This is a genomic window from Herbidospora cretacea (genome assembly GCF_001570605.1).
GTDB classification, from domain to species: Bacteria; Actinomycetota; Actinomycetes; order Streptosporangiales; family Streptosporangiaceae; genus Herbidospora; species Herbidospora cretacea.
Genome location: NZ_BBXG01000003.1, coordinates 37,863 through 57,072, shown reverse-complemented (window position 1 = coordinate 57,072; position 19,210 = coordinate 37,863). Strand labels below are relative to the sequence as shown.

Sequence of the window (19,210 nt, the reverse complement as noted above, 5' to 3'; positions counted from 1 at the left end):
AGCACCCTGATTTCACCGGGCTGACGCACCGGGCATTCAGGAGGGGAGCCGCCGGGGACCGACGTCGGGCCGGGGTCCGGTGACCGCTTTCAGGACCGCCCGCGCGCCGAGCACGTGCACGCCGTTCTCCCCCACCAGGACCGGATCGAGCCGCAGCGTCGCGACCTGCGGATGCGCGTCGGCCAGGCGGCCGATCCGGCACAGCAGGTCCTCCAGCGCGCCGACGGCCACCGGCGGATAGCCGTGCTCCCCGAACAGCAGCGGGGCGGCCCGGGGCGCGCGGACCAGCGCGGCGGCGTCTTCCGCTGTGAGCGGAGCGAGCCGGTAGGCGTCGTCGGCGAGCAGCCGCGCGGCCACCTCGCCGAGCCCGAACGACACCACGGCCCCGAAGTCGCGGTCCTGGACGGAGGTGACGACCGTCGCCACGGCCGGCTGGGGGGCCATCCGCTGCACCGCCAGCCGGGCTTCCGGTCCCAGGAGTTCCCGCAGGTCCCGGTACGCCCGGGCGACCGCGCCCCCGTCGGACAGGGCGAGGCGGACCGTCCCGGCGCGACCGGTGCCGTGCCACTTGACCACGACGGGGTAGCCGAGCCGTTCGGCCGCCACGACGGCCTCCCTCGGCGACTCCACCACCTCACTGGGCCAGACCTCGACGCCGTAGGCGGCCAGCAGGCCGGTGGCGTCGATCTCGGCCGGGTCGTCGGCCGCCCGGCAGGCGATCTCCCGGGCGGCCACCACGTCGATCCCGCCGAGCTCGGGGATGGCGCCCTCGGGCTGGCGTCGCCACTGCGCATGGCGTACGGCCAGGGCCAGGGCCCGGACCGCCTCCTCGGGCGCGGGATACGACGGGATCGAACCCCGCGCGGGACCTTCTCCCGGCGCGCGCAGCGCGGCCGGGACCCCGGCCTCCCCCCGGAAGGTGGCCAGCACCGGCTTGCCGCTCTCCCCCGCGACCCGCAACAGCTCGGCCGCGACCTCGGCGTCGGGGCCGGGCACCGGCGGCATGTAGACGACCACGGCGGCGTCCACGTCGGGGACGACCGACGACAGCGCCCGGCCGAACGCGGCCGCGTCGGCGCGCGCGCCGAGGTCGACGGTCGTCGGGGCGAGGCCCGCGTCGACGCAGGCGTGCGCGGCCAGCCGGGCCAGCGCGTCGGAGTTGCTCACGATGCCGACCCTCGGCCCCTCGGGGAGCGGCTGGCAGGCGAGGAGCTGGGCGACGTCGAACAGCTGGGTGAGGTCGTCGACGCGGACCACTCCGGCCTGCTCGAACAGCGACGACACCGCGCTGTCGGGCAGCCCGAGCTCGGCGGCCTGCGACTTGACCGCGACGATCGGCTTGGTGCGGGAGATCCGCCGGGCCAGCCGGGTGAACTTGCGCGGGTTGCCCATCGACTCCAGATAGAGGAGGACGACCTCGGTCGCGGGGTCCTCCTCCCAGTACTGGAGCAGGTCGTTGCCGGACACGTCGGCCCGGTTCCCGGCGGAGACGAAGGTGGAGATGCCGAGCCCGCGCTGGCCGACGCGGTGGAGCAGTGCGGTGCCCAGCGCGCCCGACTGGCTGAAGAAGCCGATGCGGCCACGCGCGGGCAGGTGTTCGGCCAGGGTCGCGTTGAGCCTGATCGACCGGTCGGTGCTGGCGATGCCGAGGCAGTTGGGCCCGACGACCCGCATGCCGTAGGCGCGGGAGATCCGCACCAGCTCCTGCTCGCGCCGCAGCCCCTCCTCGCCCGTCTCGGCGAAGCCGCTGGAGACGACGACCAGTCCCTTGACGCCCTTCTCCGCGCACTCCTCGACGACGTCGAGCACGCTCTCGGCGGGGACGGCCACGACGGCGAGGTCCACCTCGCCGTCGATCGCGCTCACGCTCTTGTACGCCCGCACCCCCGCGACCGCCCGCACCTCCCGGTGCACCGGGTAGACCGGCCCGGTGAACTCGGCCCGCAGCAGGTTCCGCAGCACCGTCTGCCCGATCCCGCCCGGCTCCCTGCTGGCCCCGATGACCACGACCGACTCGGGCTTGAGCAGCCGTTCGATCGACCGCGCCTCGGCCCGGTGCTCCCGGCCGGTCATCGCGTCCACCGAGTCGGGGGTGCTGGCCAGGTCGAGCGTCATCCGGACGACGCCGTCCTCGAACGTGCTCTGCGCGGTGTAGCCGGCCTGCCGGAACATCTGCGTCATGCGGTGGTTGGCCGGCAGCACCTCGGCGACGAAGGTGCGGATGCCGCGTTCCCGCGCGGCGGCGCGCAGGTGTTCGAGGAGCACCGCGGCCAGGCCGCGCCCCTGGTGGGCGTCCTCGACGAGAAAGGCGACCTCGGCGTGGTCGGCGGGCTTGACCCGGTCATATCGAACGACCGCCACCATTTCCGTTCCGATGGTGGCGATCAGGGCGAGCCTGTCGTTGTAGTCGACCGTTGTGAAGCGCGTCACTTCCCGATCTGACAAGCGGGGTCGGGGGCCGAAGAAACGAAAGTAGATGGACTGGTCGGAGAGACGGGAGTAGAAGGTCCGCAGCGCTTCGGCGTCGTCGGGGCGGATGGGCCGCAGGTGAGCGGTGCCGCCGTCGGAAAGGACGACGTCAGCCTCCCAATGGGCGGGATACGGTGCTTCCACCATTCGAGGGTATCTGTGCACAATCGCGGTGGTTGGGCAACGGATGTGCATCGACTGTGTACGAGTGTCCGCCTCACCCCCCACGAAGCTTGCGGAAGCTGTTAAGTTTTGCGGGGTCAGCGTCGATTTGCAGGGGCAAGGTGGTGACATCATGACGCGGGTCGTCGTGGTGGGCGATCTCATGACCGACGCGGTCGCCCGCGCCAGGTTCCCTCTCGCCCGGGCTAGCGACACCCCGGCCGTGGTGACCATGCATGGCGGTGGTTCAGGGGCGAACATCGCGTCCTGGCTCGCCGTGGAGGGCTCCGAGGTCGCCTTCATCGGGCGGCGCGGCGCCGACATCACCGGCCGCAACCGCGACATGGAGCTGATGGGCTACGGCGTCGACGCCCGGCTCGTCATGGACCCCGAGCGCCCCACGGGCACCTGCGTGGTCCTGGTCACCCACAAGGGCGAGCGCACGATGCTCTCCGACCCGGGCGCCAACGCCGCGCTGTCGCCGGAAGACCTGCCCCGTGACCTGTTCACACAGGGCAGCCACCTCCACATGTCGGGTTACACCCTGATCTGCGAGGGCTCCCGCGACGCGGCGCTCGCCGCCCTCGACCTGGCCCGCCGGGCGGGCATGTCGATCTCGGTCGACTGCGCCTCCTCCGCGCCGGTCGAGCGCACTGGCGCCGAGCCGTTCCTCGAGTGGACCCACGGCGCCAAGCTGCTGTTCGCCAACGCCGACCAGGCCAAGGTCCTGACCGGCCGCGACGACCCCGAGGCCGCCGCCAAGGTGCTGACCGCCTGGTTCCCCCAGGTCGTCATCAAGTGCAACGCCGACGGCGCGCTCTGGTACAGCAACAACCGGTCCGACGCCGTCAAGGTCCCGGCCGAGCAGGTCGAGCGGGTCGTCGACGGCACCGGCGCGGGCGACGCGTTCGCCGCCGGGTTCCTGCCGAGCTGGCTCGACGGCAAGCAGCCCGCCGACGCCTTGGCCGCCGGCAACGCGCTGGCCGCCAAGTGCCTGGTCAACCTGGGCGCCCGGCCTCGCCTCTAGCCGAAAGTACGCCCGGTTGCCGGCCCTTGGAACGATCGGGCCGCAGCCGTTGGCGCGATGTGACGAGGGGCCTTGGATCGCGACGATCTGAGGCATGACCGTCAGGCGCCAATGGGCGCTCCCTACCGGGCTCGTCCTGCTCGCCCTGATCCCCACGCTGGGCGGGGCGATCCGGCTCGAAGACCTTTCCTCCGGTGGCCCTGTCACGCCGGAGAACGCCCGGTTCTTCGACATGCCGCTGCCGGTGATCGCCCACATCTTCGGCGCGGTGATCTACAGCCTGCTCGGGGCGTTCCAGTTCGTCCCCTCGCTGCGGTCCCGGCCGTGGCATCGGCGGGCAGGGCGGGTCCTGGTCGTCGCCGGACTCGTCGTGGCGCTCAGCGGGATCTGGATGACCCTCCGGTACGACATGCCCGACATCGACGACGATCCGCCGATCACGGTCCTGAGGCTGGCCGTCGGCGGCGTGATGGCCTTCGCGATCGTGCACGCGTTCCTGGCGGTCCGCCGGCGAGACTTCCGCACCCACCGGGCCTGGATGATCCGGGCCTACGCGCTCGCCATGGGCGCCGGAACGCAGGCCTTCACCCATCTGCCCTTCGCGGTCACCGGCGCCGCTCCCGACGCGACCGGGCGCACGATCGCCATGGCCGCCGGGTGGGCGATCAACATCGCGGTCGCCGAGTGGGCTATCCGGCGTTCCTGATCCGGCCGGTGTCGTGGGCCCACATCGCGATCTCGACACGGTTCCGGGCGCCGAGCTTGCCCATCAGGCTGGCGACGTGGGTCTTCACCGTGCTGACCGAGATGTGCATCTCGTCGCCGATCTCGTGGTTGGTCCGGCCCCTGGCGACGGCGGCGAGGATCTGCTCCTCGCGGTCGGTGAGCGCCTCGACCGGCTGGACGGGGTCGGCGGTCCCGGCGAACGCGCGCAGCAGCCGGGCCGTCACGCTCGGCGCGATCAGCGCGTCGCCCTCGGCGGCGGCCCTGATCGCCTGGGAGAGCAGCGCCGAGCCGGCGTCCTTCAGCAGGAAGCCGCGGGCCCCGGCGCGCAGCGCCGCGTAGACGTACTCGTCGAGGTCGAAGGTGGTGATGACCACCACGGCGACCTCGCCGGAGAGCCTCCGGGTGGCCTCGATGCCGTTCATGCCCGGCATCCGGATGTCGAGCAGGCACACGTCGGGCCTGAGGCGGCGGGCCAGTTCGACGGCGCGTTCGCCGTTGGCGGCCTCGCCGACCACCTCGATGTCGTCCTGGGCCTCCAGGATCATCACCAGGCCGGTCCGGACGATCTCCTGGTCGTCGGCCACGATCACGCGAATGGTCATGCGGTCCTCGGGAGCACGGCGGTGACGGTCCAGCCACGGCCGGGGTTGGGCCCCGCCTCGCAGGTGCCGCCGAGGAGGGTGGCGCGTTCGGCCATGCCGAGCAGACCATAACCCGTCGCGCCCGGCGCGGTCGCCTCCCCGTCGTCGGTGACCTCCAGCCTGATCGCGTCGCCGCAGGCCGCGACGACCACCCTGATGCGGGTGGCGTGGCGGGCGTGCCGCCGCGCGTTGGTGACCGACTCCTGGGCCAGCCGGAAGATCGCGGCGCCGGTCGACGGCTGGAGGTTCCCGACGTCGCCCCGGATCTCGACCTCCACCGGCACCCCGGAGCCCCGCTGGAGTTCGGCCAGGTCGGCCACGCCGCGCGCCGGGTCGAGGTCGGCGGGCTGCCGCAGCACCCGGACCATGGTCCGCATCTCGGCCAGCGCGCGGGACGCCTCGGCCTCGATGACCTTGAGCGCCTCCACCGCCGCCCCGGGGTCCTTCCCGGCGCGGGCCAGCCCCGCCTGGGCCCGGATCGCCATCGCCGACACGTGGTGAGCCACCGTGTCGTGAAGGTCGCGGGCCAGCCGTTCGCGCTCCAGCAGCTTCACCTGGTCGCGTTCCCGCTGCCGCAACCGCGCCCGGAACCTGACGGCGAGCCCGGCGAGCAGCGCCATCGAGACCACCGCGAAGGCCCCGGCCAGGTCGGCCGGCCCCGCCATCGACAGGGCGACGTTCACCAGGACGACCGCCGCCCCCGCGAGGATCTCCCGCCCCGACCCCCACCGGCTCAGGCTGTACGGCAGGATCAGCAGGAACACGCCCGTGTACGAGTCGGGGTCGTCCCCCAGCACCAGCCGCGCCACGAGCGTGGCCCCGAACCCGGCCACGACCACCCACAGCGGATGCGACCGCCGCCACCACAGGGTCGGCAGCAGGGCGATCGTCAGCGCCACCACCTGCCAGGGCAGCTCCGGCCGCAGCACCCCTTCGAGCACGGCGGCCGGGGCCAGCAGCCCGATCAGCGCATGGTCGCGCCAGACCCGTCGTGGCGCGCCGGGGGGACGCGGCTCGTTCCACACGCCGTCATGGTACGAGTTCGCACTCGATTGCAGATCCGCCCAAAGTACTACCGTTCCCGAGGGTCACCATGCCCGTCCTGCCCAGGGCCTCGATCGTGTACGTCCCCCGGAAGCCCCGCAGCGGCAACCGGCCCTCGTCGTCGGTCCTCATGGTGGTCTCGGGCAGCCACCACTCGCCCCTGATGAGGTTCTGCAGAGCGTGGTAGGACGGCTTGGCGCTGCCGTCGGCCCGGACGAACCCGCCGGGCGCGCCCAGCCACGCGCCGTCCTGGAGGCCCCAGTAGGTGATCCCCCGCACCGCCGGATGGCCCACGAGGGTCCGGTAATGCCGGGCGATCTCGTCGGCCTGGCGCTCCTCGCCCTCCGGCGTGGTCGGCCAGTCGTCGATCTGGTAGTCGTTCAGGTCGACGATCTCCGGCGGCATCAGGTGCCCCGACACGATCGTCGTCTCGGTGAAGTGGATCGGCAGGCCGTACCGGGAGAACCGGTCGAGGACCGAAAGGGTGTGCTCCTCACCCCAGTAGCCCTGGTGCATGTGGCTCTGCAGGCCGAGCGCGTCGATGCGGACGCCCGCCTCCAGCACGCCCTCGATGAGGCACTCGTAGGCGGCCGACATGTCGAAGTCGTTGAGCAGCAGCGTCGCGGCCGGGTTGGTGTGGCGGGCGGCGTCGAACACCAGGCGGATCATCGGGATGCGGCCGATGTCGCGGCACAGGCGGGTGATGCCGTTCTCCTCCTTGTCGAAGATCGGCATGATGACGACCTCGTTGATGACGTCCCACATGTCGATCACCCCGGCGAAGTCGCCGACCTCGCGGGTGACGCGTTCGACCTGGGCGGCGGCGATCTCGCCGTTGTTGCGTTCGAGCAGCCAGTCGGGGGCGAGGGTGTGCCAGGCCAGCGGGTGGCCCTTGACGACGCAGCCCCGGTCCTTGAAGAACCGGGCCATCTCCATCAGCTTCTCCGTCTGGGGGCTGCCCGCCTCGCCCTCGAACTGGCCCCAGTAGAAGGGCAGCGTGGCGAAGTTGAACAGCCCGAACCACTGGTCGGCCAAGGGGATGTCACGTTCGAAGCCGGTGCAGCCGAAGAGGAACTCGTGATCGGTCTGCCTTACGAGAACGTCCTGCCCGGCGACCGGTGCTCGGTCGGCGGTGACGGTGACGAGGGCGTCCGCGACGCGGTGGGAGGGAAGCACCCCTCCCCTATACCTACGTAGCGGCCGCCAACACCAGCGGGAGCACTTCGGTTGCGCCCGCGTGGCGGATCTGTGCGGCGGCGAGCGTGAGCGTCCAGCCGGTGTCGGCGCGGTCGTCGACGAGCAGCACCGGGCCACCGGCCTCGGCGATCTTGGCGGCGAGGTCGCGCGGCATCGCCAGGGTGGCCCTGATGGCCTGGACCCGCTGGTTGCTGTTGAACTGCTTTCCCGGACTGCCGTCGCGGTAGCCGAGCTCGCCCAGATAGGTGAGGCGGCCGATCTGGGCGAGGCGCTCGGCGAGGCTGCGTACGAGCTGCGGTTTGGAGACGGACGGGACACTGACGACGGCGACCGGCCGCCGCTCCCAGCCCCAGCCCTTGAGCACCTCGACGACGGCCTGGAAGACGTCGTCCGGCACGGCCTGGTCGGGTCCCGCGAGCAGTTCCCTCAGCCGGGTGCCCCAGCCGATGTCGGTGAGCCGCCCGAGCGCGCGGCCGGTGCCTGCCGACAGTTCCGGCTTGATGCGCCCCTTGAGCTCGTCGAGGCCGGTCGGCCACTGGCGGCGGGGTTCGAGGTCGATGCCGGGCCTGACCAGGCGCTCGTGGGCGCTCTTCACCGCGGTCTCGGCGACGCCCGCGTCCCAGTGGGAGCCGGTGCAGTTGTCGCAGCGGCCACACGGGGTGGCGGTGTCGTCGTCGAGGTGGCGGCGCAGGAACATCTCGCGGCAGCCGTCGGTGGTCAGGTAGGCGAGCATGGCCTGCTGCTCGGCGGTGCGTTCGGCGGCGACGCGTTTGTAGCGGTCGGCGTCGTAGGCCCACTCCTCACCGGTGGACTCCCAGCCGCCCTTCACCCGGCGGACCGCGCCGTCGACGTCGAGCACCTTGAGCATCATCTCCAGGCGGGTGCGGCTGAGGTCGACGCGGCTCTCCAGAGCGGCGGTGGAGAGCGTCTGGCCGTCGAGCGCCGCCAGCGCGGCCCGGACCTGGTTCTCCGGAGGGAAGGCCAGCGAGCCGAAATAGGCCCAGATGTCGCGGTCTTCGGCGCCGGGAAGGAGGATGACCTCGGCCCGCGCCACCCCGCGCCCGGCGCGGCCGACCTGCTGGTAGTAGGCGACCGGCGAGGCCGGCGCGCCGACGTGGACGACGAACCCCAGGTCGGGCTTGTCGAAGCCCATCCCAAGCGCCGAGGTGGCGACGAGCGCCTTGACCCGGTTGGCGAGCAGGTCGTCTTCGGCGGCGAGGCGCTCCGACGGCTCGGTCTGCCCCGAGTAGGCCACCACCGGGAACCCCTGGTCGCGCAGGTAGGCGGCGATCTCGGAGGCGGCGGCGACGGTCAGCGCGTAGATGATCCCGGAGCCCGGCAGCTCCTTGAGCGTGGTCGCCAGCCAGGCCAGCCGCTTCTCGGCGCCGCCCGGGTTCACCACCGAGAGCCGCAGGCTGTCGCGTTCGAGCGGCCCCCGGAGCACGAGCGCGTCGCCGAGCTGCTCGGCCACGTCGCGCGTCACCCGCGCGTTGGCCGTCGCGGTCGTGGCCAGCACCGGCACGCCGGGAGGCAGTTCCTCCAGGAGTGTGCGCAGCCGCCGGTAGTCGGGCCGGAAGTCGTGGCCCCAGTCGGAGATGCAGTGGGCCTCGTCGACCACCACGAGCCCGGCCGACTCGGCCAGCTCGGGCAGCACCTGGTCGCGGAACTCGGGGTTGTTCAGCCGCTCGGGGCTGACCAGCAGCACGTCGACCGCGCCCTCGGCGACCTGGCCGTAGATCTTCTCCCACTCGCCCGGGTTGACCGAGTTCACGCTGACGGCGTGGATCCCGGCCCGCTCGGCGGCGGCGATCTGGTTGCGCATCAGGGCCAGCAGCGGCGAGATGATCACCGTCGGCCCCTCGCCGAGCTCGCGCAGCAGGGCGGTGGCGATGAAGTAGACCGCCGACTTCCCCCAGCCGGTGCGCTGCACGACCAGCGTCCTTCTCCGGTCCATGACCAGGGACTTGATCGCCGTCCACTGGTCGTCGCGCAGGGTGGCATGGTCGCCGGCGAGCGCCCGCAGGCGTTCCTCGGCCTCCTCGCGCAGCATCTCCTCTTCGCTCACGGTGTCCTTAGTACCAGTAAATTCCTCATGTGGACGTCACCACCTGGTACCTCGAACAGACCTCCCCCTCCGATCTGCGCCCCGCCCGGCCGCCGCGCGACGATGTCGACATCGTCAGGGCCGAGATCCCGTCGGCCGATTTCCACCGGTTCCTCTACGGCGCCGTGGGCGGCGGCTGGCAGTGGACCGACCGCCGGTCGTGGACCGACGAGCAGTGGCTGTCGTGGCTGGACCTGGGGGTCGAGACCTGGGTGGCCTATCTGCGCGGCACACCGGCGGGCTACATCGCCCTGGAACCGCAGAGTTCTTCGGTGGAGATCGCCTATTTCGGGCTGATGCCCTTCGCGATCGGGAAGGGCCTCGGCGGGCACCTCCTCCATTACGGCGTCGAAAGGGCCTGGAAGATCGCCACCGACCGGGTCTGGGTACACACCTGCTCCCTCGACTCCCCCGCGGCGCGCGGAAACTACGAGGCCAGGGGATTCCGCCTCTACAAAACGGAAGTTACGGCGGTCTGAGTCGCGGGTGTCGGTGGGGACCGGCAAAATGTTCGACATGGCCCGACGAACGACCAGCCCCCCGCCCGACGAGGACTTCGAGGAGCGGATCGTCGACATCGACGTGTCCGCGGAGATGCGCACCAGCTTCCTGGAATACGCCTACAGCGTCATCTACCAGCGCGCCCTCCCCGACGCCCGCGACGGGCTCAAGCCCGTGCAGCGCCGCATCCTCTACTCGATGAACGAGATGGGGCTGCGTCCCGACCGGGGCCACGTGAAGTCGTCCCGCGTCGTGGGCGAGGTCATGGGCAAGCTCCACCCCCACGGCGACGGCGCGATCTACGACGCGCTGGTCCGCCAGGCCCAGCCGTTCTCGATGCGGCTGCCGCTGGTCGACGGCCACGGCAACTTCGGTTCGCCCGACGACCTGCCGGCCGCCATGCGCTACACCGAGGCCCGCCTGTCCGACGCGGCGATGCTGATGGTGCAGTCGATCGACGAGGACACGGTCGACTTCAAGCCCAACTACGACGGCCAGGAGACCGAGCCCTCGGTCCTGGGGTCGGCGTTCCCCAACCTGCTGGTCAACGGCTCGACCGGCATCGCGGTCGGCATGGCGACCAACATGGCGCCCCACAACCTGGTCGAGGTCGTGGCCGCCGCGCGGCACCTGCTCAAGCACCCCGACGCGACGCTCGACGACCTGATGAACTTCATCCCGGGCCCCGACCTGCCGACCGGCGGCTACATCAACGGCCTGGGCGGCATCCACGACGCCTACCGCACCGGCCGGGGCACCTTCAAGATGCGGGCCACCGCGACGGTCGAGAACGTCACGCCGCGCCGCAAGGGCCTGGTCGTCACCGCGCTGCCCTACAACGTCGGCCCCGAGCGGGTGGTCACCAAGATCAAGGAACTGGTGACGTCCAAGAAGCTGACCGGCATCGCCGACCTGAAAGACCTCACCGACCGGCACAAGGGCCTCCAGCTGGTCATCGAGATCAAGAACGGCTTCAACCCCGAGGCGGTGCTGGAGGAGCTCTATCGGCTGACCCCGATGGAGGAGACGTTCGGCATCAACAACGTGGCTCTGGTCGACGGCCAGCCGCGCACCCTGGGTCTGCGCGAACTCCTCTCGGTGTACGTCGACCACCGCATCGACGTCGTCCGCCGCCGCTCGCTGCACCGGCGGCGCAAGCGCGAGGAGCGGCTCCACCTGGTCGAGGGCCTGATCGTCGCCCTGCTCAACATCGACGAGGTCATCCGGGTCATCCGGACCTCCGAAGACTCGGCGGCGGCCCGCACCGGCCTGATGGAGACCTTCTCGCTGAGCGAGATCCAGGCCAACTACATCCTCGACACCCCCCTGCGCCGCCTGACCCGCTACGACAACCTGGAGCTCGACAAGGAGAAGGAGACCCTGACCCGCGAGATCGCGGAGCTCAGCGAGATCCTCGGCTCCGACCTGAAGCTCCGCAAGGTCGTCTCCGACGAGCTGGCCCAGGTCGCCAAGACCTACGGCACCCCCCGGCGCACCCTCCTGCTGGAGGGCGGGGTGGCCACGCTCGCCCCGGTGCCGCTGGAGGTCGCCGACGACCCGTGCCTGGTGCTGCTCTCCTCCACCGGCCTGCTGGCCCGCACCTCCGACGCCTCCCCGCTGCCCGCCTCGGGCGACCGGACCGTCCACGACGTGCTGGTCTCGGCGGTGCGGTCGACGGTCCGGGGCGAGGTCGGGGTGGTGACCTCGCTCGGCCGCATGATCCGGGTGTCGGTCGTCGACCTGCCGACCCTGCCCGCGTCGGCCAACCCGCCGTCGCTGGCGGGCGGCCACCCGGTGGCCGAATACGTCTCGCTGGCGGCCGACGAGTCGGTCGTGGGCATCGGCTCGCTCGATCCCGACGGGCCGGGCCTGGCGCTCGGCACCGAACAGGGCGTGGTGAAGCGGGTCGTGCCCGACTATCCGGCCAACCGCGACGAGTTCGAGGTCATCACCCTTCGCGAGGGCGACACCGTGGTCGGGGCCGTGGAGCTCACCTCCGAAGACCACGACCTGGTGTTCATCACCTCCGACGCCCAGCTGCTGCGCTACTCCGCGACCAACGTCCGCCCGCAGGGCCGCCCGGCCGGCGGCATGGCCGGCATCCGGGTCGAGCCCGGGGCCAAGGTCATCTGGTTCGGCGCGATCGACCCGGGCCGCGAGTCGTGCGTGGTGACGATCGCCGGGTCGTCCACCGCCCTCCCGGGCACCCAGATCGGCGGCGGCAAGATCTCCGACTACGCCGAGTTCCCCGCCAAGGGCCGCGCGACGGGCGGCGTCCGGGCCCAGCGGTTCCTCAAGGGCGAAGACGTGCTCCTGCTGGCCTGGGCCGGGCCGAGCCCCGCCAAGGCGGTCTCGTCGGTCGGCAAGCCGGTGCCCCTCCCCGACGAGATCGGCCGCCGCGACGGTTCGGGCGTCAGGCTGACCCACACGGTCTCAGCCATCGGGGGCGCCCTCTAACGTCTGAGGCCCCGGTCCCTTAGTCGGACACCGGGGCCTCGGGTTCAGGCGGACGACCGGGGCCTCGGGTTCAAGGCGGATTTCGGGGCCTCGGGTTCAAGGCCGACACCGGGGCCTCGGGTTCAAGGCCGACACCGGGGCCTCGGGTTCAGGCCGACACCGGGGCCTCTGGCTCTCTGCGCCGGGTCGCATGACCTTTGGGGCCGGAACAGCCGTTCCGGCCTCGGAAGGGCCGCCGTGGACGTCTGGTCAGGAAAGCTTGGCCGTGTAGGCGTCGCGGAGGTCCTGCCAGTCGTGCTTCAGGGCGTCCTCGCCCACGACACGGCCCTGTGGGGTGCCCGCGAGGAGCAGGTCGGCGGTGTCGAGGCAGACGTGCCAGCCGGCCGCGTTGCGGGCCGCCCACTCCGGGCCCGGCATGGTGTGGGAGAGGCGGAGGCGGGTGCCGGTCTCCGTGGGCTCCAGCTCCCAGCGCAGGAGATCGCCGCCCCACGTGTATTCGAGCAGATGGGGACGGTCGGCCTTGGTGACGGTCTCGTCGGTGCCGGCGCCGTCCATGACCAGGGTCGCCTCGCCCGGCTCGCCGAGGTCGCGGCTGGGCTCGAACGGGGCCCACTCCTTGAGTCGGCCCGGTTCGGTGAGGGCGTCCCAGACCTTCTCCGGCGGGTGGGACAGGTCGCGGGTGAACACGAGGGTCCAGCGGCCGTCGCCTGCCGGATGAGCCGACACGTCTGCGAGTTCCATGGCCTACTCCTGCTGGTCGAGGTGGGCTTCGAGGGCGTCGAGACGGTCGTCCCACAGGCGGCGGTAGGGCGCCAGCCACTCGTCGAGTGCCGCCAGCGGACGGGGCTCGATGCGGTAGATGCGCTGCTGCGCGGCCGTGCGCGAGGAGACCAGCCCGGCCTCCCGGAGCACCTTGAGATGCTTCGAGACGGCCGGCTGGCCCATCGACAGCTCCCGCACGAGCTCCCCGACGCTGCTCTCCGACCGGCGCAACCGGTCGAGGATGCGGCGCCGGGTCGGCTCCGCGAGCACGACGAACACGTCCACCTCGCTATATTCCCCTTAAGGAATATGCGCTGTCAATCGCAGAGGCAGAACGGGTGGCCCGCCGGGTCGAGATAGACGACGAAGCCCTTCTCGTCGCCCGGCTGGTGGTGGTGCTTGACCGCCCCCAGCGCCGTGACCCGCTCCCCCGCCTCGGCGAGGTCGGCGACGGTGACGTCGAGGTGGGCCTGCTGGGGGTGGTCGGGCTGCGGCCAGACGGGGGGCACGTAGTCGGCGGCGTACTGGAACGCCATCTGCACCGGGCCGCCGTCGCCGATCACGACCCAGTCGGTGTCGTCGCGCACGATCTCCCAGCCGAGGAGCTCCTTGTAGAACTCGGCGAGGGCGCGGGGGTCGGGGCAGTCGAACACGAACGAATGGAGGGTGGCGATGGCCATGGACGTCACTCACTTTCCCGTATGAGGTAACCGGTGAAGACGTTATACCGGTGTCGCTGGATAATCCAGGCAATATCCCCCGACCTGCCCCGCCCGCCCGCGTCCTATCGCGCCAGCGCGGCCAGCAACTGGGCCGGGTCTCCCCCGGACCACTCCGCCAGCAGCTGGGCCTCCCGGTCGCCCGGCTCGAAGCCGTCGGGCTTCAGCATCCCCGTCTCACGCAGCGCGACGATCACCGGATCGTCCTCCGGCAGCGTGTCCACGTAGCAGGCCGCGTCGATCAGGGCGAGGGCCAGGCGGGCGTTGCGGCCCTCGTCCGACGGCTCCACGCGGTCGAGGCGACGGCGGGCGTGGGCGCGCAGATGGTCGGAGAGGGGCGCGGTGGTGCTCATGTTCTCGGGTCTCCTCAAACGGTCGGCGACTTTACGTCACGGATAATTACCTAGGGTGACACGAGTTCGGAGGTGGTTCACCGCATTGGTAGACCCCGGGAAAGGTCACGAAAGCGGTTTGCGGGAACATTCGGTACATGAACGGTGCCTTCGATGACCTCCTGGCCGCCAATGAGGCCTATTCCGCCACGTTCACGGGTTCCGGCCTGACCGGCACGGCCGCCCGGGGCCTGGCCGTCGTCACGTGTATGGACTCCCGCATCGACCCTCTCGGCCTGCTGGGCCTCAAACCCGGCGACGCCAAGATCCTCCGCAACGCGGGGGCCCGCGTGACCGACGACGTGCTGCGCACGCTCGTCGTCGCCGTGTTCGTCCTCGGCGTCAACCGCGTCCTGGTGATGCCCCACACCGACTGCGGCATGACGAAGGTCACCGACGACGACATCCACGACCTGGCGAGGGCGCAGGGGGTCGACACCCGCAGCCTCGACTTCCACACCGTCCCCGACCAGGACGCCGCCCTCCGGCACGACCTCATCCGGATCCGCACCAGCCCGTTCCTCGACGGCGTGGTCTCCGTCGGCGGCGCGATCTACGACGTGCGGTCCGGCAAGCTCACGCCGATAGAGGAACTCCGCCGGAACGCCGCCGCATGAGCGAACTCGCCCGCGTCCTCCGCTTCAAGGAGGACTACATCCGCTCCCAGGCCGACGACGTCCAGGAGCACCCTTTCGGGTTCACCGTGCGCAATTTCCGGTACGCCTCATCACACCACCACAACAAGGTCGTGATCACCGGCCCGGCCGACCCGCGCGACATCCTCGCCCTGGCCGACCGGGCGCTGGGCGACGTCGGCCACCGCCTGGTGGAGATCGACCACGAGCCGACCGCGAAAGCCGCCGCGGCGGCGCTGACCGAGGCGGGCTACGGCCACGAGACCAACGTGCTGATGCTCCACCAGGGCCCTGTCCCGCCTCCCGCACCCCAGGTGGTGGCCGTGACCATGGAGGACCTCCACGAGGTCGTACGGGCCGCCTGGGCCGCCGAATACCCGCAACTCACCGCCGAGGAGCTCGACCAGCTCACCGATCGCCGGGCCACCCTCGTCCAGGAGGGCTACGACATCACCTTCCTGGCGGTCCGCGACGGGAAGACGATCGTCTGCCACGGCGACCTCTACGTCCACCGGGCCTCCGGCATGGCCCAGTTCGACGACCTGATCACCGACCCGTCCCACCAGCGGAAAGGCCACGCCCGCGCGGTCGTGACCGAGGCGATCCACCGGGCCGGCGACCTGACCCTCTTCCTGGAGGCCGACCAGAACGACTGGCCCAAGGACTTCTACGCCCGCCAGGGCTTCACCCCCATCGGCCAGACCAACCACTTCCGCAAGTTCTCCTGACCCTGAGGGAGGGGCGCGCCGTGTCCCGAAATTTCGTGACACGGCGCGCCCCTGGCCGAACCAACCGGCCGACCCCATCACGGCCGTGGCCGCGACCAGCAAGCCCGAGGCACGGACGACGCCACCCCATGAACTGCCTGCCGCCACCGACATGCAATCCCATGGGCACGACAACACTCAGATCGCTGCATGGTGATCGCGATCAGCCATAACCCGAAGCGGCCCCCAGCCAGGCCTCCAGCAAGCAGCCGCCAGCGCTGTCGATAGAGTGCCGCCGCCGACGTGGCACCGCGCAGCAAGGCCCTGTGCGCGGTCAGCGCTACGGGACATCGGGATACCGGCGGGCACCAACCGCCGGTCGTCTGCCAAACCCGGCTGAAGCCGATCACGGGCCGGACCGACATGTCGGTCGCGCCGCCCATCACCTGGCCCGGTCCAGCCGATCCCCGGGCCGAGGGGCATGATGTCAGTCACATCACCCGCCACCAGGCATGGTCCAGCCGACCACGGGCCAGGGCGGCATCATGTCCGTCGCACTACTCGCCACCAGATGGGGTCCAGCCGATCCCCCGAGCCGAGGCGGCGTCACGTCGGTCACCCCGCCCACCATCAGAGGCGGTCCAGCCGATCACGGGCCCAGAGCGGCACATGCCCGTCGCGCTACCCGCCACCAACGCGGTCCCGAGCCAGGCGCATGACGTCGATCACCCCCGCCACCAGACACGGCCCAGCCGATCACGGGCCAAGGCGGCATCACGTCCATCGCGCCTGCCCACCACCAGGCACGATTCAGCCGATCACGGGCCAAGGCGGCATCACGTCCATCGCGCCTGCCCACCACCAGGCACGATTCAGCCGATCACGGGCCAAGGCGGCATCACGTCCATCGCGCTACCCGCCGCTAGACGCGGTCCAGGCCATTCCCCGAGCCGAGGCGGCATGACGTCGGTCACCCCGCCCACTATCGGACGCGGTCTACCCGACCGCGGGCCATGGCCGCATCATGTCCATGCGCCAGCACGATCCATCCAATAGCGGGACTGCACCGCGTGATGTCGGTCACGCCGTCCGCCACCAGGCACGGTCCAGCCGGTCCTCCAGGCCGAGGCGGCATGGCGTCGATCGCGCTGCCCGATCCATCCGATCGTGGGCCGGAGCGTCACGACGTGCGATGAGGCTGCCCGGACACCGTCCGGCCGATCACGGGCCAGGCCGGCATGAGGTTCGATCGCACTGCCCACCAGGCGCGCTCCCAGCTGGCCGAGGCCGCCACTGAGAAATTCCAAACGCCCCAGGCAGCCTCAACCCGTCCACAAGCCGCCGAGCCCATCTCAGGGCCCCAAACAACCCCGTCAGCGGGCGAAACCCCCGTCAGGCGTCGATGGCGTCGCGGTCGATGTCCGAGGCCGAGCTCACGATGAACTCCCGGCGCGGCGCCACGTCGCTCCCCATGAGCAGGTCGAAGATCCGCTCGCCCTCTTCCACGTCCTCGATCCTGATGCGGCGCAGCACGCGGTGGCGGGGGTCCATGGTCGTCTCGGCCAGCTGGTCGGCGTCCATCTCGCCCAGGCCCTTGTAGCGCTGGGGCGGTTCCTTCCACTTCTTGTTCCGCTTGCGGAGCCCCGCCAGCACCTTGTGGAGCTCGGCGTCGGAGTAGCAGTAGATGTACTTCTCCTGCCCCCGCCCGGGATTGGTCAGCTCGACCCGGTGGAGCGGCGGCACGGCGGCGAAGACCCGCCCGGCCTCGACCATCGGACGCATGTAGCGGTGGAACAGCGTCAGCAGCAGACACCGGATGTGCGCCCCGTCGACGTCGGCGTCGGCCATGAGAATGATCTTCCCGTAGCGCGCCTGCTCGATGTCGAACGTCCGGCCCGAGCCCGCCCCCACGACCTGGATGATCGCCGCGCACTCGGTGTTCTTGAGCATGTCGCTCACGGACGCCTTCTGCACGTTGAGGATCTTGCCCCGGATGGGCAGCAGCGCCTGGAACTCGGAGTCGCGGGCCAGCTTGGCGGTGCCCAGCGCCGAGTCACCCTCGACGATGAACAGCTCGCTGCGGTCGACGCCGTCGCTGCGGCAGTCGACCAGCTTGGCCGGCAGCGCCGAGCTCTCCAGCGCGGTCTTGCGCCGCTGGTTGTCGCGGTGCTCGCGGGCCGCGATGCGCGCCTTGGCCGCCGCGACGATCTTCTCGAGAACGGCCCTGAGCTGCTGCTTGGCCCCGCGCGGCGGGTTGGTGAAGATCTCGCGGAGGTCCCGCGAGACGACCGTCGAGACGATGCGGGTCGCCGCGGAGGTGCCGAGCACCTCCTTGGTCTGCCCCTCGAACTGCGGTTCGGCCACGCGCACGGTCACCACGCCGGTGAGACCCTCGAGGATGTCCTCTTTGGTCACGCCGTCGTCGTTGGCCCTGAGCAGCCGGGACTCACGCAGTAATTCGTTCATCGTCCGCACCAGCGCGCGCTCGAACCCGAGCACGTGGGTGCCGCCCTTGGGCGTGGCGATCACGTTGACGAACGACCGGACGGTCGAGTCGTAGCCCTTGCCCCAGCGCACCGCGACGTCGACGACCATCTCGCGCTCGACCTTGGTCGGCGTCATGTGGCCCTGCTCGTCGAGCACCGGCACGGTCTCGTGGAAGTGGCCCTGCCCCTGCATGCGCAGCACGTCGCAGACGGCCTCGTCGCGCGCCAGGAACTCGGTGAACTCGCTGATGCCGCCGTCGAACCGGAAGGTCTCCTCGGAGACCTCCTCGGTGCGGCTGTCGCGCACCGACAGGGTCAGGCCGGGCACCAGGAAGGCGGTCTGCCGCAGCCGCACGTGGATCTCGTCGAGCGAGACCTCCGCCTCGGGCAGGAAGATCTGGCGGTCGGCCCAGAACCGCACCCGCGTGCCCGTGACCCGGGCCCCGAGCGGGCCGCCGTCGCGCAGGCCGGACTTCTTCTTGAACTTGGCCGAGGGCCCCTCGCCCTCGAAGACGCCGGGCACCCCGCGCCGGAAACTGATCTCGTGGACCCGCCCGTCGCGGTCGACCTCGACGTCGAGCCGGGACGACAGCGCGTTGACCACCGAGGCGCCCACGCCGTGGAGACCGCCGGAGGCACCGTAGGACCCGCCGCCGAACTTCCCGCCGGCGTGGAGCTTGGTGTAGACCAGCTCGACACCCGCGAGCCCGCTCTTGGGCTCGACGTCGACCGGGATGCCCCGCCCGTCGTCGCGCACCTCGACCGAACCGTCGGGATGGAGCTCGACCTCGATCAGGGAGCAGTATCCGGCCAGCGCCTCGTCGACGCAGTTGTCGACGATCTCCCACAGGCAGTGCATGAGCCCGCGGCTGTCGGTCGACCCGATGTACATGCCTGGGCGCTTGCGGACGGCTTCGAGACCCTCAAGAACCGACAGATGACGAGCCGTGTAACCCGTCTCCGCTACCGTCACTCCAGCTCCCACGCTCAACAGTCGAACACGCGTACGCAGCTTAGCGCTAGGCGTGGTTTTACGCCTACCAGCTTGCCAGCTGTCGAGGGCTTCTCGTTACCTGCGGTGTGATCCACGTCACCTTTCGGAACATTCCGCTCTCGGCGTAGTCAGGAGGTGATTGGGAACGCCCTCATCCGGTTAGATGTTGTCCCAAGTGACTGTGACG

The 19,210-nt window shown here is 70.9% G+C and carries 16 protein-coding genes; 6 read left to right on the top strand and 10 right to left on the bottom strand.

Translation table 11 applies throughout. The features are described 5' to 3' along the window. Positions 1-36: 36 nt before the first annotated feature. Positions 37-2,616 (bottom strand): bifunctional acetate--CoA ligase family protein/GNAT family N-acetyltransferase, encoded by a 2,580-nt coding sequence (locus AW270_RS06095; RefSeq protein WP_061291574.1) that lies wholly within the window; start codon positions 2,614-2,616, stop codon positions 37-39. Positions 2,617-2,764: 148 nt separating this feature from the next. Here AW270_RS06095 and AW270_RS06090 point away from each other — a divergent pair, with 148 nt between their 5' ends. Together AW270_RS06090 and AW270_RS06085 are read left to right on the top strand one after the other, a co-directional pair. After that, complete coding sequence (locus AW270_RS06090) at positions 2,765-3,658, top strand: carbohydrate kinase family protein (protein ID WP_061291572.1); 894 nt, start codon at positions 2,765-2,767, stop codon at positions 3,656-3,658. Positions 3,659-3,752: 94 nt separating this feature from the next. Next, positions 3,753-4,364 carry a DUF2306 domain-containing protein gene (locus tag AW270_RS06085; protein WP_061291570.1) on the top strand — a complete coding sequence of 204 codons (612 nt, stop codon included), beginning with the start codon at positions 3,753-3,755 and terminating at the stop codon, positions 4,362-4,364. On the opposite strand, the gene AW270_RS06080 is transcribed toward AW270_RS06085, so the two are convergent. Genes AW270_RS06080 through AW270_RS06065 form a run of 4 tightly spaced genes read right to left on the bottom strand, consistent with a single transcriptional unit; the run spans position 4,348 to position 9,316 of the window. Further along, on the bottom strand, positions 4,348-4,986 hold the full coding sequence (locus AW270_RS06080) for a response regulator (protein ID WP_061291568.1): 639 nt from the start codon (positions 4,984-4,986) through the stop codon (positions 4,348-4,350). The genes AW270_RS06085 and AW270_RS06080 overlap by 17 nt on opposite strands. Continuing rightward, a complete protein-coding gene (locus tag AW270_RS06075; protein ID WP_082801349.1) occupies positions 4,983-6,050 on the bottom strand; it encodes a sensor histidine kinase in 1,068 nt (355 codons plus the stop codon). Before AW270_RS06075 ends, AW270_RS06080 begins: the two co-directional genes overlap by 4 nt. A 4-nt stretch (positions 6,051-6,054) precedes the next feature. After that, positions 6,055-7,245 (bottom strand): endo-1,4-beta-xylanase, encoded by a 1,191-nt coding sequence (locus tag AW270_RS06070; RefSeq protein ID WP_061291564.1) that lies wholly within the window; start codon positions 7,243-7,245, stop codon positions 6,055-6,057. Positions 7,246-7,258: 13 nt separating this feature from the next. Continuing rightward, positions 7,259-9,316: a RecQ family ATP-dependent DNA helicase gene (locus AW270_RS06065; protein WP_061292380.1), complete on the bottom strand. Its 2,058-nt coding sequence runs from the start codon at positions 9,314-9,316 to the stop codon at positions 7,259-7,261. A gap of 44 nt (positions 9,317-9,360) precedes the next feature. Between AW270_RS06065 and AW270_RS06060 the strand changes: the two genes are divergently transcribed. Further along, positions 9,361-9,849 (top strand): GNAT family N-acetyltransferase, encoded by a 489-nt coding sequence (locus tag AW270_RS06060; RefSeq protein ID WP_218009112.1) that lies wholly within the window; start codon positions 9,361-9,363, stop codon positions 9,847-9,849. A gap of 28 nt (positions 9,850-9,877) precedes the next feature. Further along, positions 9,878-12,328, top strand: coding sequence for a DNA gyrase/topoisomerase IV subunit A (locus AW270_RS06055; RefSeq protein ID WP_439649041.1), 2,451 nt, complete (start codon positions 9,878-9,880; stop codon positions 12,326-12,328). Between the two features lie 249 nt (positions 12,329-12,577). Here AW270_RS06055 and AW270_RS06050 read toward each other — a convergent pair whose 3' ends face one another. From AW270_RS06050 to AW270_RS06035, 4 genes are all read right to left on the bottom strand, one after another. Further along, the gene (locus AW270_RS06050; RefSeq protein ID WP_061291561.1) at positions 12,578-13,069 is read right to left on the bottom strand and encodes an SRPBCC family protein; all 492 of its coding nucleotides are present in this window, start codon (positions 13,067-13,069) and stop codon (positions 12,578-12,580) included. Between the two features lie 3 nt (positions 13,070-13,072). Continuing rightward, on the bottom strand, positions 13,073-13,375 hold the full coding sequence (locus tag AW270_RS06045) for an ArsR/SmtB family transcription factor (RefSeq protein ID WP_061291559.1): 303 nt from the start codon (positions 13,373-13,375) through the stop codon (positions 13,073-13,075). Between the two features lie 32 nt (positions 13,376-13,407). Next, positions 13,408-13,770 carry a VOC family protein gene (locus AW270_RS06040; RefSeq protein ID WP_061291557.1) on the bottom strand — a complete coding sequence of 121 codons (363 nt, stop codon included), beginning with the start codon at positions 13,768-13,770 and terminating at the stop codon, positions 13,408-13,410. A 104-nt stretch (positions 13,771-13,874) separates the two neighbouring features. Then, complete coding sequence (locus AW270_RS06035) at positions 13,875-14,162, bottom strand: hypothetical protein (RefSeq protein ID WP_061291554.1); 288 nt, start codon at positions 14,160-14,162, stop codon at positions 13,875-13,877. A gap of 137 nt (positions 14,163-14,299) precedes the next feature. Here AW270_RS06035 and AW270_RS06030 point away from each other — a divergent pair, with 137 nt between their 5' ends. Together AW270_RS06030 and AW270_RS06025 are read left to right on the top strand one after the other, a co-directional pair. Beyond that, entirely contained in the window at positions 14,300-14,818 is a 519-nt protein-coding gene (locus AW270_RS06030; protein WP_061291552.1) for a beta-class carbonic anhydrase, read from the top strand. After that, positions 14,815-15,564, top strand: a complete 750-nt coding sequence (locus tag AW270_RS06025) for a GNAT family N-acetyltransferase (protein WP_061291550.1) — start codon at positions 14,815-14,817, stop codon at positions 15,562-15,564. The genes AW270_RS06030 and AW270_RS06025 overlap by 4 nt, the downstream gene beginning before the upstream one ends. A 1,371-nt stretch (positions 15,565-16,935) precedes the next feature. On the opposite strand, the gene AW270_RS06020 is transcribed toward AW270_RS06025, so the two are convergent. Continuing rightward, complete coding sequence (locus tag AW270_RS06020; RefSeq protein WP_245674584.1) at positions 16,936-19,002, bottom strand: DNA gyrase/topoisomerase IV subunit B; 2,067 nt, start codon at positions 19,000-19,002, stop codon at positions 16,936-16,938. Positions 19,003-19,210 lie beyond the last annotated feature (208 nt).